Source organism: Caloramator fervidus (assembly GCF_900108045.1).
GTDB classification, from domain to species: domain Bacteria; phylum Bacillota; class Clostridia; order Clostridiales; family Caloramatoraceae; genus Caloramator; species Caloramator fervidus.
The window spans coordinates 1-13,434 of the sequence record NZ_FNUK01000012.1 but is presented as its reverse complement, the minus strand read 5'-3'; the positions used below and the strand labels follow the sequence as shown (position 1 = coordinate 13,434).

Annotated in this window: 16 protein-coding genes and 1 other annotated feature; all 16 genes read right to left on the bottom strand. The window is 30.9% G+C overall.

Features of this window, described 5'->3' with window-relative positions; genetic code table 11:
* Window positions 1–10 precede the first annotated feature (10 nt).
* Window positions 11–652 (bottom strand): O-methyltransferase, encoded by a 642-nt coding sequence (locus C4R78_RS05255; RefSeq protein ID WP_103896046.1) that lies wholly within the window; start codon window positions 650–652, stop codon window positions 11–13.
* 164 nt (window positions 653–816) lie between these two features.
* Window positions 817–1,299, bottom strand: coding sequence for a QueT transporter family protein (locus C4R78_RS05250; protein ID WP_103896045.1), 483 nt, complete (start codon window positions 1,297–1,299; stop codon window positions 817–819).
* Window positions 1,300–1,310: 11 nt separating this feature from the next.
* Window positions 1,311–1,655 (bottom strand): YlbF/YmcA family competence regulator, encoded by a 345-nt coding sequence (locus C4R78_RS05245; RefSeq protein ID WP_103896044.1) that lies wholly within the window; start codon window positions 1,653–1,655, stop codon window positions 1,311–1,313.
* A 15-nt stretch (window positions 1,656–1,670) separates the two neighbouring features.
* Window positions 1,671–3,332: a ribonuclease J gene (locus tag C4R78_RS05240; RefSeq protein ID WP_103896043.1), complete on the bottom strand. Its 1,662-nt coding sequence runs from the start codon at window positions 3,330–3,332 to the stop codon at window positions 1,671–1,673.
* A gap of 118 nt (window positions 3,333–3,450) precedes the next feature.
* Window positions 3,451–3,894 carry a Fur family transcriptional regulator gene (locus C4R78_RS05235; RefSeq protein WP_103896042.1) on the bottom strand — a complete coding sequence of 148 codons (444 nt, stop codon included), beginning with the start codon at window positions 3,892–3,894 and terminating at the stop codon, window positions 3,451–3,453.
* 83 nt (window positions 3,895–3,977) lie between these two features.
* On the bottom strand, window positions 3,978–4,115 hold the full coding sequence (locus C4R78_RS09400; RefSeq protein ID WP_159945833.1) for a hypothetical protein: 138 nt from the start codon (window positions 4,113–4,115) through the stop codon (window positions 3,978–3,980).
* 15 nt (window positions 4,116–4,130) lie between these two features.
* Window positions 4,131–5,969, bottom strand: a complete 1,839-nt coding sequence (gene feoB, locus C4R78_RS05230) for a ferrous iron transport protein B (RefSeq protein ID WP_103896041.1) — start codon at window positions 5,967–5,969, stop codon at window positions 4,131–4,133.
* A gap of 11 nt (window positions 5,970–5,980) precedes the next feature.
* Entirely contained in the window at window positions 5,981–6,202 is a 222-nt protein-coding gene (locus tag C4R78_RS05225; RefSeq protein WP_103896040.1) for a FeoA family protein, read from the bottom strand.
* Between the two features lie 137 nt (window positions 6,203–6,339).
* Window positions 6,340–6,651, bottom strand: coding sequence for a DUF1292 domain-containing protein (locus C4R78_RS05220; protein WP_103896039.1), 312 nt, complete (start codon window positions 6,649–6,651; stop codon window positions 6,340–6,342).
* A gap of 61 nt (window positions 6,652–6,712) precedes the next feature.
* Window positions 6,713–7,129, bottom strand: coding sequence for a Holliday junction resolvase RuvX (gene ruvX, locus C4R78_RS05215; protein ID WP_103896038.1), 417 nt, complete (start codon window positions 7,127–7,129; stop codon window positions 6,713–6,715).
* 11 nt (window positions 7,130–7,140) lie between these two features.
* Entirely contained in the window at window positions 7,141–8,091 is a 951-nt protein-coding gene (locus C4R78_RS05210) for an aldo/keto reductase (RefSeq protein WP_103896037.1), read from the bottom strand.
* Window positions 8,092–8,140: 49 nt separating this feature from the next.
* Window positions 8,141–8,386: an IreB family regulatory phosphoprotein gene (locus tag C4R78_RS05205; protein ID WP_103896036.1), complete on the bottom strand. Its 246-nt coding sequence runs from the start codon at window positions 8,384–8,386 to the stop codon at window positions 8,141–8,143.
* Between the two features lie 178 nt (window positions 8,387–8,564).
* Entirely contained in the window at window positions 8,565–11,201 is a 2,637-nt protein-coding gene (alaS, locus tag C4R78_RS05200) for an alanine--tRNA ligase (protein ID WP_103896035.1), read from the bottom strand.
* 41 nt (window positions 11,202–11,242) lie between these two features.
* Window positions 11,243–11,445: a binding site (T-box leader), on the bottom strand.
* Between the two features lie 70 nt (window positions 11,446–11,515).
* Window positions 11,516–12,517, bottom strand: coding sequence for an AI-2E family transporter (locus C4R78_RS05195; protein ID WP_103896034.1), 1,002 nt, complete (start codon window positions 12,515–12,517; stop codon window positions 11,516–11,518).
* 9 nt (window positions 12,518–12,526) lie between these two features.
* A complete protein-coding gene (locus C4R78_RS05190; protein ID WP_159945831.1) occupies window positions 12,527–13,015 on the bottom strand; it encodes a PRC-barrel domain-containing protein in 489 nt (162 codons plus the stop codon).
* A 71-nt stretch (window positions 13,016–13,086) separates the two neighbouring features.
* Window positions 13,087–13,434: transposase (locus C4R78_RS05185; protein WP_146057668.1), on the bottom strand; the 348-nt coding region annotated here is incomplete at its 5' end.

Below are 13,434 nucleotides of genomic sequence, written 5' to 3'. Positions count from 1 at the left end.
TTTGCACCTCCTATCTCTTTAAAGTAATAGCAACACCATCTCCTAAAGGAAGAACAACCGTCTCTAAAACTGGATTATTAGAAATATCGCTTAAATATTTTCTAAGCCTTTTTACAATTGTTATTTTTCTTCTTTTAACTAGGTCGTTTGTTGCAATCATGCCTCTAAAAAGTACGTTATCAGAAATCAAAAGTCCTCCTTTTTTTAACAACCTTAAACATTCTGGAAGAAAATGTATGTAATGTCCCTTAGCTGCATCCAAAAAAATTAAATCAAAACTTCCCTCCAAACTTTTTAATACCTCAAGGGCATCTCCCTTTAGTACCTGTATCTTATCCTCCATGTTAGCTTTTCTTATATTATCCACTGCTTTATTTACCATATCTTCATCTCGCTCAATAGTAACTATTTTGCAATCTCCTGCTGCATCAGCCATTAGTATAGAAGAATATCCTATTGCAGTTCCAACTTCAAGAATATTCTTAATACCATGAAGCCTTATCAATATCCTAAGCAGCTGACCAACTTCCTTATGAATAATAGGAACTTTATTATTCTTGGCATACTCCTCTAGCTCCTTCAAAATCCCTTTGCTCTCAGGAATTAAATTTCTTATATACTCTTCAATATAATCATAAACAATTGCACTCATTTTTCCCTCCAGCAACATAAAATATTCTCAATTTATTTTATCACAAATCATGTAGAAATATTTTGTAGAATCTTGTTGTTTTTTAACCTACAAAATTATAACACTTTATAATGTTTTCCTCAAGCGCAAAAATAGCACTTTATTCAGCTTAGCTGAATAAAGTGCTATTTTTGTATTCTTTCATATATTGTAAGCAACATAATCCCAAGTATACCCGCAGTTACAAACTCTCCAAATCCAATAGTTCCTACCGTAATCCAATACGGACTTAATCCTTTTATCTTAACTTCTTGTCCTATAAACTGTTGAACCCAAATTGCTACAACAAATGCATTTAAAAATATGGGCGGCAAAACAGCTAAGTACTTATTTGGCATCTTTGAAGTAAGATAAGCCGCAACAAGGGTAGTCAAACTTCCAAAAACTATATCCACCCATCCAAGACCTCCAAAGTAGTTAGCAAAAATACATCCTATAAAAAGCCCCCAAATTGCAGCAGGCTCAACAAAAGGTAAAACAGTTAGGGCTTCTGATATCCTAAATTGAACTGGCCCATAGGATATAGGCATTAGAAAAATAGTTAAAACAGCATAGATAGCAGCTATAATACCCGCTTTTGTTAAATATTTTATTCTATTCTTATCCATAATACCCTCCATTATAAGTTAGGATTTATATTAATTCCTATAGTATCAGTTATTATTTTAAAAATATCCTGCCATAAAGTTAAAAACCTCATTTCAGCTTCTAAAAATTCTTTTACTTCAGGGTTTAAACTTATAATATTTGAGATATTTTCAAAAGCCTCCATTTGCTCTTTTGATGGTTGTTTTCCTTGAAGTTGCATTGAATAAATCTCAAATTGCATTTTTCTTAAATCTTCAACCATCTTTTTATGCTTTTCATTAGCATTGATTTTTTCAAGTGCTCTTTTATAATTAACTACCTCAGGAGCATTTTTAAGTTCCCTTGCAAACTCATAAACTTTGTCATAAATATACATAGACCCACCCCCTTATTAAATTTCCATTATAATAGGTAATATCATAGGTTTTCGTTTTGTTTTTTCGTATAAAAAGTCCCTTAAAACATCCCTTACATTAGCTTTAATTGTTGCCCATTCCGTAACCTGCTTACTTAAACATTCATCTATTGCCTTTTTAACTAGCTTCTTAGCCTCCTCTATCAAATCTTCTGATTCTCTAACATAAACAAATCCTCTTGAAATAATATCTGGTCCTGCAAGGATTTTGCCGTTTGATTTATCTATGGTTACAACAACCGTCAATATTCCATCTTGAGATAAATGTTTTCTATCCCTTAAAACAATACTTCCAACATCTCCAACCCCAAGTCCATCAACTAAAACTTGACCTGCTGGAATACTTCCATTAAGCTTTGCACCTTCCTTAGTTATTTCAAGAACCTGTCCTATTTCAGCTATAAATATATTTGACTTCTCCATTCCTAATTTTTCAGCCAAGAAAGCATGTTGTTTTAAATGTCTAAATTCTCCATGAACTGGCATAAAATACTTAGGCTTTGTTAAAGTATGAATAAGTTTTAACTCCTCTTGGCAAGCATGCCCTGATACATGAACATCTGCAAGAGATTGATAATATACATTAGCTCCTTTTTTAAATAGTTGATTTATAACTCTTGAAATAAGCTTTTCATTACCAGGTATTGGAGTTGCTGAAATTATAACAAGGTCTCCTTCTTTAATTTCCACCTTTTTATGTTCAGATGTAGACATTCTAGCAAGAGCCGACATAGGCTCTCCTTGACTTCCAGTAGTTATAATAACTATTTGTCTATCATTATATTTATTAATATCATCTATGCTTATCAGTAAACCTTCTGGTATATTTAAATATCCTAACGAATATGCAACTTCTAATATAGTTTCAACGCTTCTTCCTGACACAGCAACTTTTCTATTAAACTTATAGGCAGAATTTATTATTTGCTGAATTCTATGAACATTCGAAGCAAACGTTGCAACTATTATTCTACCTGAAGCTTCTGAAAATATATTATCGAAAGTTTCTCCAACAACTCTTTCTGACATGGTATATCCCGGTCTTTCAACATTTGTGCTATCAGCCAGTAAAAGTAAAACTCCCTTTTTCCCAAGTTCTGCAAATCTTGCAAGATCCATAGTAACTCCATCTATAGGAGTATAGTCTATTTTAAAATCCCCAGTATGAACTATAACGCCAAGTTCGGTATGAATTGCAAGAGAGCATGAATCAGCTATACTATGACAATTTTTAATAAATTCTACCTTCATATTTTCAAGCTCTACAACTTCTCCTGCTTTTACCACTCTAAGATCCACAGAACTTAGAATTCCATGATCCTTTAACCTCGTTTGAACAATACCCAAAGTCAGCATAGTCCCATAAACTGGAACATTAAGCTGCTTTAAAATATAAGGAAGTCCTCCTATATGGTCTTCATGTCCATGGGTTAAAAATATTCCTTTGACTTTTTCTTTATTTTTAACAAGATATGTAACATCAGGAATTACCACATCTATTCCAAACATCTCTTCCTCAGGAAACATTAAACCACAATCTATAACTATAATTTCATTCTTATATTCTATCATCGTCATATTTTTTCCTATTTCATTTACTCCACCTAACGGAACAACCTTTATTTTATTTTTTGTCAATCATATTCCCTCCTTTGTTAAGCCAAACACTTCTACTTGTATTTTACCACAAAAAACAAAATATATATGTAATTTAAAAAATAAAGCATGAAGAATTGCTAAAAGCAATTCTCATGCATTATTTTCTACATTTTTTACAAAAACCATAAAACTTTACATCATGATTTTTTATAAAAAAATCATATTTTTGAGCTATTTTGTCTTCTAAAACCTCTAAAAGATCATCTTCTACTTCCTCAATACTTCCACATTTTAAACATACAAGATGGTGATGTTGGTGATCAGCGGTGTTTTTAACAAGTTCATATCTACTTACACCATCATCAAAATTCATCCTATAAAGAACACCCATTTTTTCAAGCAATTGAACTGTTCTATAGACTGTAGCTAATCCTATTTCTGGACATTCTTTTTTTACAAATTCATATATTTCCTCTGGTGACAAGTGCCTTCCTTCGTTTTCTATTATGACGTTTAAAATTGCCCTTCTTTGAGGTGTTAATTTATAACCTCTTTCCTTAAGTTCCTGCTTAAACTTTTCTGTTTCTTCCTTTGTCATCATACCACATATGCACCCCAATGAAAAATATTTTCATTAGTTAAATTTTACATGCACTATTTGTATATTGTCAAGTAACATCAATATTAATTTTTATCCTTCCTGAGCTTGCACTTTAAACAATTACCACTGCAACCTAGACATGATATAAGTTTTGTTCTACATCTTGGACATATCATAGAGTCTTTAACTATATAACCGCAGGTTGGACATTTTATTTCCATATTATCACCTTCTAATTAAAGTAAAATAAAAGCCAAAATTCCGCCTACTAAAAAAGCAATTATAAAACTTCCTAACCAAATAGCTATAGCTTCTTGCTTGCTTCTTTCTTTAAACATAACCATAATAGAAGCTATACAAGGCACAAACAAAGTTATGGTAACCAAAGCAATTACCGTTTGTTCTTTATTTAAAGCAAGTTCTGTAAGACCTGCTGCGCCAAAATCTCTTCTTATTATACCCATTATAAAAGCATTTGTAGCCTCTTTAGGAAGCTTTAGTATATTTTGTGTAAAAGGTGCAAAAAGTATTTGAATATAATTAAGTAAATTGGTTTCATTTAAAAGCGTTATAATAAAAGCTCCTAAAGCAAATAAAGGAGTTGCTTCCTTTAAAAACATTAAAGTCTTAGAATACGTCTTTTTTAATACATTTAAAATCCTTGGAATTCTAACAGGAGGCAAATCAATAAAAAGATGTGAAGATTCTCCGGGCAATATTTTATTTAAAGTAGTTCCTGTAATAACAAAAACAGAAACAATAGTAATTAAATAAATCAATACATACTTAACTCCTAAAGGTGCAATCATTCCAGCTATAACACCAAGCTGAGCAGAACAAGGTATAGTTAACCCTAAAAGCGCTGTTGCTATTATCTTTTCTTTTCTTGTTCCTAAAAGCCTTGTAGTTATAGTAGCCATAGTTATGCATCCAAATCCCAATATTATTGGAATTATAGCCCTTCCATTTAATCCAAAGAAGGATAGCACTCTATCTGTAAGAGCTGCTATTCTTGGAAGATAACCTGAATCTTCAAGTAAAGACATAAAGAAATAAAAAGCCACTACAAGAGGCATCAAAAGTCCTAAAACGTAAGTTGGAGTTAGTGTTAATATTCCATACTCTCCTACAAGAAAATTATAAATAACTCCTCCTTTAACAAATTTTGATATAACACTTTTAATAAACGGCTCATAGTATCCTTTCATTATGGTTCCTTCCGTTATTTCAACTAAATTTCCAGCAACAAAAACTCCTATGACCTTAAATATAACATACAAAGTAATAAATAGTATAGGAATTCCAGTTAAAGGATTTAACATATAGTATCCTATTTTATTCCTTATAGAACTTTTACTGTAATCACTTAATACAACTTCTGAAACTATTTCATCAACTCTTTGTCTTCTTAACCTGTAAATTTCTTCTCTTAAATTAAAGGGTTTTAATCCATACTTTTTTAACATATCTTCATCATCTTCTAGAATCATTAAAGCTTCACTTTGATTTTCTATTTTATCCTTTATTGATTTTATATATTCTAGTATTTTAGGATGAGAATTTCCAACTTTAGCATTATATATCTGATTTTTAACTTCACTTATACCTTTTCCTTTAACTGCAACAGTTGGAATAACAGGAACCCCTAAAAGTTTACTAAGCTTATCTACATCTATTTTTATTCCATTTCTTTCTACATCATCCATCATATTAAGAGCAACTATAATAGGTTTACCCATATCTATAAGCTGCAAAGTTAAAAACAAATCTCTATCCAAGTGTAAAGCATCAACTACATTTAATATAATATCTCCATAAAGTATAACATCCTTTGCAACCCTTTCCTCATCATTAAAAGATGAAACTCCATAAACTCCTGGAGTATCTAAAACTACATCATTTCCAAATCTGCCGTGGGATATATCAACCGTTGTTCCTGGGAAATTTGAAACATCAACATACATTCCTGTTAAAGCGTTAAAAAAAACAGATTTTCCTACGTTAGGATTGCCTGCAAGAACAATTTTTTTAGCTCCTTTTGGAATATTTATCTTTAAACCTTGACAGCAGCTCATAACATCCCTCCTTAACTTACTATGTCTATTTCTATTTTTTTTGCAAGTTCCCTTCCTACAGCAATCTCCTGAAACTTATTTCCTACTATAATAGGCCCAAAAGGGATTTTAGCTGAACACACCACATTAGCTCCTTTATAAAGTCCTAATCTTATAGCTTGAACCCTTATATTTTCATCAAGTATATCCTTAATTACTATTTTTTGCCCAACCCTAGCTTTATCAAGAGTCATAGGTCTTACCTCCCAATGATAATGACTTTCATTATTATTATATTATTATTGAAAATCATTGTCAATATAAAAAACAACTTAACCTCATAACTTAAAACCAAATAAAAATTAGGCAGGCATTTCAATGCCTGCCTAATTTATTCTTCATCATCTTCAAAATCTTCAAATTCTTCAAAATCCTCTTCTTCAAGCCATTGTTCGTAAGCTTTAGCAACTTTATCGAATTCTTCATCATCTTCAATTGCTGCTAAAGTTCCTTCTCCATTCTCATCCTCTTCATACCTTAAAACAACTGCCTCTTCATCCTCTGAATCAAGTGGATATAACACATAATAAAGTTTATCATCAACTTCTAGTGATGTTATAATTTCAAATTCTGTTTCAACTCCATTTTCATCCGTTAAAACAACTATGTTTTCATGTTCATGTTCATGATGTTCATGTGACATAACTAACACCTCATTTCTTTTAATATATTGTTATTGTAAAATTAAATGCAATTTTTGTCAACTATAATTTTCTATTTCTATCAAGATATGTTTGAAGTATAAAAGTAGCCGCAAGTGCATCAACTATTCCTTTTCTCTTCTTTCTTGAAATATCAGCATCAATAAGTATTTTTTCAGCTGCCATAGTAGTTAGCCTTTCATCTTCATAGATAATTTCTATATTTATTTTTTCCAATAACTTATTACAAAAATTCATAACTTTTTGTCCAGATTCCCCTATCGTTCCGTTCATATTTTTAGGAAGACCAACTACTAATTTTTCAACCTTATGCTGTTCAATTATTTTTATTATTTCCTCAATATCGCTTTTAATATTCCTTCTTTCCAAAGTTTTTAAACTCTGAGCTGTCCAACCTAAAGGATCGCTTATTGCAATTCCAATTCTTTTTTCTCCTACATCAAGCCCTAATACCCTCACAATTATCCTCCTTAGATTATTTTTAAACAAAAATTTTTACAATATGCAGAACAATATCCACAAAGAAGACATTTATCTTCATTTACCTTTAGCTTATCATCAATATACAACGCATCATTTGGGCAGTGGCTTATACATTCACCACAAATCTCACACCAACTCTCTATATGAAGTCTTCTCTTTCTATTTTTTAATTTCTCTTTTATATTCTTATCAATTTCTCTTCCTTCAAACCTAAAAACATTTGCATAAACTTCATCAAAACTTTGCATTCCCACCGCTATAGAATGCAGATAAGGAAAACCTAAAACAAAGTCAAAGGCTTCATCAGCATACTTAATTAAATTCCCCCCACCAAGAGGCTTCATAGCTATTATACCTTTACCACTTTCATAAGCTTTTTTAATTGCAGCTTTCATATCCTCAATGCTTCCATCTATTATACCAATACCTTTTTTGTTAAATATAGGATGAATTACATCAACCTCTTCCATATCACAAACGGCATCTACAACCTCAACTGCATGAGTTGAAATTCCAACAGCCTTAATTATACCTGCCTTTTTAGCATCTATTAAACATTTCAATGCATCTTTGTGTCCCTTTAAAGTAAGCCTACTTTCTTGTTCATGAAGCATAAAAATTCCTAAAGATTCAACGTTTAACTCTTCTAAAGCCTCTTTTATGCTTTCTTTCATTCCATCATACGTATAATCATAGGATTTGCTTGAAATAATTATTTTTTCTTTATCACCAAAAAGCTCTAGTGCTCTTTTTATATAAGGGTATGTTTTATAAAGTTTTGCTGTATCAACTATATTTACTCCAAGTTCAAAAGCTTTTAAAATTATTTTTGCACCTTCTTCAATTGACAAATTAGCTTGTAAAGGTCCTATAGTCAAACTTCCAAAACAAAGCTTTGATACAAATAAATCAGTATTTCCAAGCCTTTTATATTCCATAAAAACCTCCTTAAGACAAAAATTTAGCATGCAAGATTCCTTGCATGCATTATCTTTCAAGATAAGATCTTAAAAGCTCTTCTAAAAGTTCATCCCTTTCAATTTTTCTAATTAAAGATCGTGCATTTTTGTAACTTGTAATATAAGTTGGATCTCCAGATAATATATATCCTACAAGCTGATTTATAGGGTTATATCCTTTTTCCTTCAATGCGTTATAAACCTCAGTAAGAATCTCTTGAACTTTTTTATTTCCTTCAAAATTAAATTTAAATTGCATTGTTCCTTCAGTCATATAAATCACACCCTTCTTAAGTAACTACATTAAGATAATTTCCAATGTTTATTATAATTATACCAAATAAGGATAATAAATCAATGTTTAATCAACTCCTTCTAACTTATTTTAATAATAAATTATGAGAAAACTCAACATATTGAGACAATTTTTTAAAAAAAGACCCAAAATGGGTCTAACTTAATATCTGTTCTACTAAAGCATAAACTGTATCTAGAGCTTCTTTAACTTTTGATTTATCCTTTCCTCCAGCTTGAGCCATATCAGGTCTTCCTCCACCACCACCGCCTGCAATCTTTGCAACTTCTCTTATTATATTTCCAGCATGAATTCCTTTAGATACCGCATTCTTTGTTGCCATTGCAACAAAACCTACTTTATCGTCCTTTGTAGATGCTAAAACAACAAGACAAGTGTCAAGTTTTTCCTTTAGCTTATCACCAAGCTCCCTTAAAGCCTCCATATCTAAATCAAAGGAAGCTGTAATAACCTTTACTCCTTTTACATCCTTTGCCTCATTTATAAGATTCATAGCTGCATCCTTTGCAATTTTAGATTTTAATGCATCTATTTCCCTTTCTTTTTCCTTTAATTCATTTACTAAAACTTCCACCCTTCTTGGAATATCTTTTACATTTGTTTTTAATATAACTGCAACATCCTTTAACATATTTTCAAGGGATTCAATATATCTTAAAGCATTTTTTCCTGTTACTGCTTCTATTCTTCTCACTCCCGAAGCTACTCCACCTTCAGATGTAATCTTAAATAATCCTATAACAGAAGTATTTAAAACGTGAGTTCCTCCACAAAGCTCCATGCTATAATCTCCAACTTTAACAACCCTTACAATGTTAGCATATTTTTCATCAAACAAAGCAGTTGCACCCATCTTTTTAGCTTCATCTAATGTAGTTTCAACAGTTTCAACTTCTAAAGATTCCATTATTTTACTATTTACTAGATCTTCTACCCTCTTTAAATCCTCTGTAGAAAGCGCATCAAAATGAGTAAAGTCAAATCTCAATCTATCTGGAGCAACTAAAGAACCTGCCTGATTAACATGATTCCCTAATACATCCTTTAAAGCCTTGTGTAAAAGATGAGTTGCAGTATGATTTCTTGCGATATCCATTCTTCTTTCCTTATCTACTATAGTCGTAACTTCTTTTTCTTTTTCTAATCTTCCCTCTATAACTTTACCAATGTGTATAACCTTATTATTTGCTGTCTTTTTAGTATCTTTTACTTCTACTTTGAATCCTTCTCCTTCAATTATTCCTGTATCTCCAACTTGCCCACCCATTTCTGCATAAAAAGAAGTCCTATCCAATATCAATTCAACATTATCACCTTCATTTGCAAAATCAACTATGTTACCATCTTTAACTATTACCAATATTTTACCTTTTGATATTGTATTGTTATATCCATCAAACACAGTATTTATTTCAGCAGGTAAAGTCATATAAACATCCATATCTGTTCCCATATAATTTGTCTCTTCTCTTGCAGACCTTGCTCTTTCTTTTTGAATTTCCATCTCTTTATTAAAACCATCTATGTCAACGCCCATCCCGTTTTCTTGTAATATTTCAAGGGTAAGCTCTATTGGGAATCCGTAAGTATCATAGAGTTTGAAGGCTTTTTCACCATCTAATATATTTTTGTTTTCTTTCTTAAGCTCAGCTATATATTCTTCTAATATATTCATTCCTTGATCTATAGTTTCGTCAAATCTTTCCTCTTCAACCTTTATAATTCTTTTTATGTATTCTCTTTTTTCTTCAAGTTCTTTGTATACATCCTTTGAATTTTCAATAACAACATCACAAATCTCCCAAAGAAAAGCACCATTTATTCCAAGAAGTTTACCATGCCTTGCCGCTCTTCTTAATAACCTTCTTAAAACATATCCTCTTCCTTCATTTGAAGGTAAAACACCATCAGAAACCATAAATACAACACTTCTTATATGATCTGTTATAACTCTAACTGAAACATCCTTCTTTTCATCAGTGCCATATTTATAATTTGCAATTTCACATACTTTATTTAATATATTCTTCATAGTATCTATTTCAAATATACTGTCAACTCCCTGCATTATAGTTGCTATTCTTTCGAGTCCCATTCCTGTATCTATATTAGGATTTTCTAATCTATGATAATTTCCTTCTTCATCTTTATCAAATTGAGTAAATACAAGATTCCAAAACTCAACAAATCTATCACAATCACATCCTATACCACAAGTTGGCTTTCTACAGCCCTTGTCCTCTCCCCTATCAAAATATATCTCTGAACAAGGTCCACACGGTCCAACACCTATTTCCCAAAAGTTATCTTCTTTACCCATTCTAACAATTCTTTCAGCAGGAACTCCAACTTTTTTATTCCATATTTCAAAAGCTTCATCATCATCTTCATAAATTGTTATCCATAATCTCTCTTTAGGTAGTTTTAAAACCTCTGTTACAAACTCCCATGCCCAAGGTATTACCTCTTCTTTAAAATAATCTCCAAAAGAAAAGTTCCCAAGCATTTCAAAGAAAGTTGCATGTCTTGCAGTTTTACCAACTCTTTCAATATCACCAGTTCTTATGCATTTCTGACATGTTGTTATTCTCTTACTTGGTGGAATTTCTTGTCCGGTAAAATATGGTTTTAAAGGTGCCATACCTGCGTTAATTAAAAGCAAACTCTTATCATTTTTAGGAATTAAAGAAAAACTTGGAAGTCTAAGATGCCCCTTGCTTTCAAAAAATGATAAATACTTTTCTCTTATTTCATTAACTCCCATATAGTTCATAACAACACCTCCTTATCCTTATTAACAAAAAACCCTCGTCCCAAAGGGACGAAGGTTAACTTCACGGTCCCACCCTAATTACCAATAAGGTCACTCTTTTAGGTAACGGATTGCCCGTCTCTGCCTACTATGATTCGGCAGGAAGCTCCGAGACTGCTCCCACATCCCTCTGTAAAGGCTTGCACCAACCGCCTTCTCTCTAAAATCAGAAAGGATGTGTACTCCTTCTCTTCATAGCCTTTAGATATTAACCTTTATCTGCACTAATAATAGTATATCCATTAATACAACATTGTCAAGAGATTCTAAACTTTCTAATAAAGCCTATTAACAACATAATTAAACGTAACCTTTATAATAGCAAATATAGGAACGGACAAAATAAGCCCCCATGCTCCAAAAAACTTACCTCCTAATATTAAAGCTATTATTACAAATATAGGATGAAGCCCCATAGTATTTTCTAATATTTTAGGAGCTATAACCCCACTTTCAACTTCTTGTATTATAAAAAAAGCTATAGCAACAATTAAAGCTTTTGAAGTAGATTCCGTTAATGCTGCTAAAAAGGCTGGAATAAATCCTAATATAGGTCCAAAATATGGTATAATATTGGCAAATCCATTTATTATAGAAATTATAAAAGCATATTTTATTTTCAGTAATAAAAGTACTGCTAAAGTTGAAAAGGTTATTATTATAGATAAAATAACCTGACCCTTTATAAAATTCCCTATTATTTTTTCATAATCCCTAAAAAGTTCCAACATCTTGTCTCTTATATTATAGGGTATTAAACATTTTAATAACTTTTTAAAATAATCTGCATCTGATAAAAAATAATATACAAAAATAGGTATTAGTATATAGGTTGGAAGATATGACAAAAACTTTAAAATATCTTCAATGAATTTACTTAACTCTATCAAAAGTCTTTCCTGAAATTTTTTCAAAGCATTATTAAACATACTTTTAATATAATTAGGAACCTGCATTTTATTTATAAAATCTATTATTTTTCTATACTCCTTCGAAAATTCTCCTACACTTGCCATAAGGTCCATAATTTCCTTTGTAATAACAGGTATAAAATAAAATATCGCCAAAACTATTACAACCAAGAATAAAACAATAGTAATAAAAGAACACAATTTATAATTTGAAATAAACTTATTTATATACTTAACAATAGGGTTTAACATGTAGGCTATAAAAATAGAAAATAATAACGGTCTTAAGTATAATACAGACATTATAAAAAACAAGACAATAATCAGAGCATAAGCTAAAGATATAAGTACCCTATAAAGTCTCATATCAATCCCTCAAACTATTGAAATCTCATTTATAATTTCTACAGAATCCTCTTTTACTATTATTTTATCGCTATTTAAAACATCATCTTTATTTAACATATGTATCTTTCTACCATTTACTAAATCATCAAAAATTCCAAGAGATATTATTATCGCTTTTATTATTCCCGTATTTTCATCAAATATAACATCTACTACGCTTCCTATGTCCTTTAAATTATTTTCATAAACGCTTTTTCCTAAAACAGAAGTTAATAAAAATTTTTCCGCTTTCTTGTATATGTTATTTTTTACTTTAAAAAACCTTTTTACAAAAAATTTTTCCTTCTCTATAAAAAAATCATTTATTTTTATAAAATATACTCCTTTATCATAACTAGGTTTTATTAAAAAAGATGAAATAACCTTTTTATCAAAGTTTACTAAAGCATTATCTACAAATCCGATAGAATTTCCTTTATAAACCACTTCCTTCCCTTTTACCTCCAAAAAACGCATTACATCACCCCACATTCTACAATTTATTATTAACAATTTTAAAAAAAAATAACAGCTTTAAAGTAAAACCTTTAAAGCTGCCAGACCGTCGACAAACCCCACTTTTCAAAAAACGAAAAGTGGGGTTTGAGTATTTTTACAAGCATTTTTGATAAATATTTTATAAATACAAAGAAATTTTTGCCCTTTCCAGGGCCGTTTTGTCCCTTCTTCCACATCCAATTTGCCATCTTCTTTAAGTTAAAGCAAGCACAAACAAGCATCGCTTGCATGGACACTTTTTCTATCCCTCTTAGTGTTGTCCATCGCAAACCATGCTTCTCCTTCAAGTCAGCAAATACCCTCTCTATGGTTTTGCTTCTATCTTTATATAGTTCTTTGCATTCGTATGTATGTCTCAAATGTTCTACTTCTTCTAG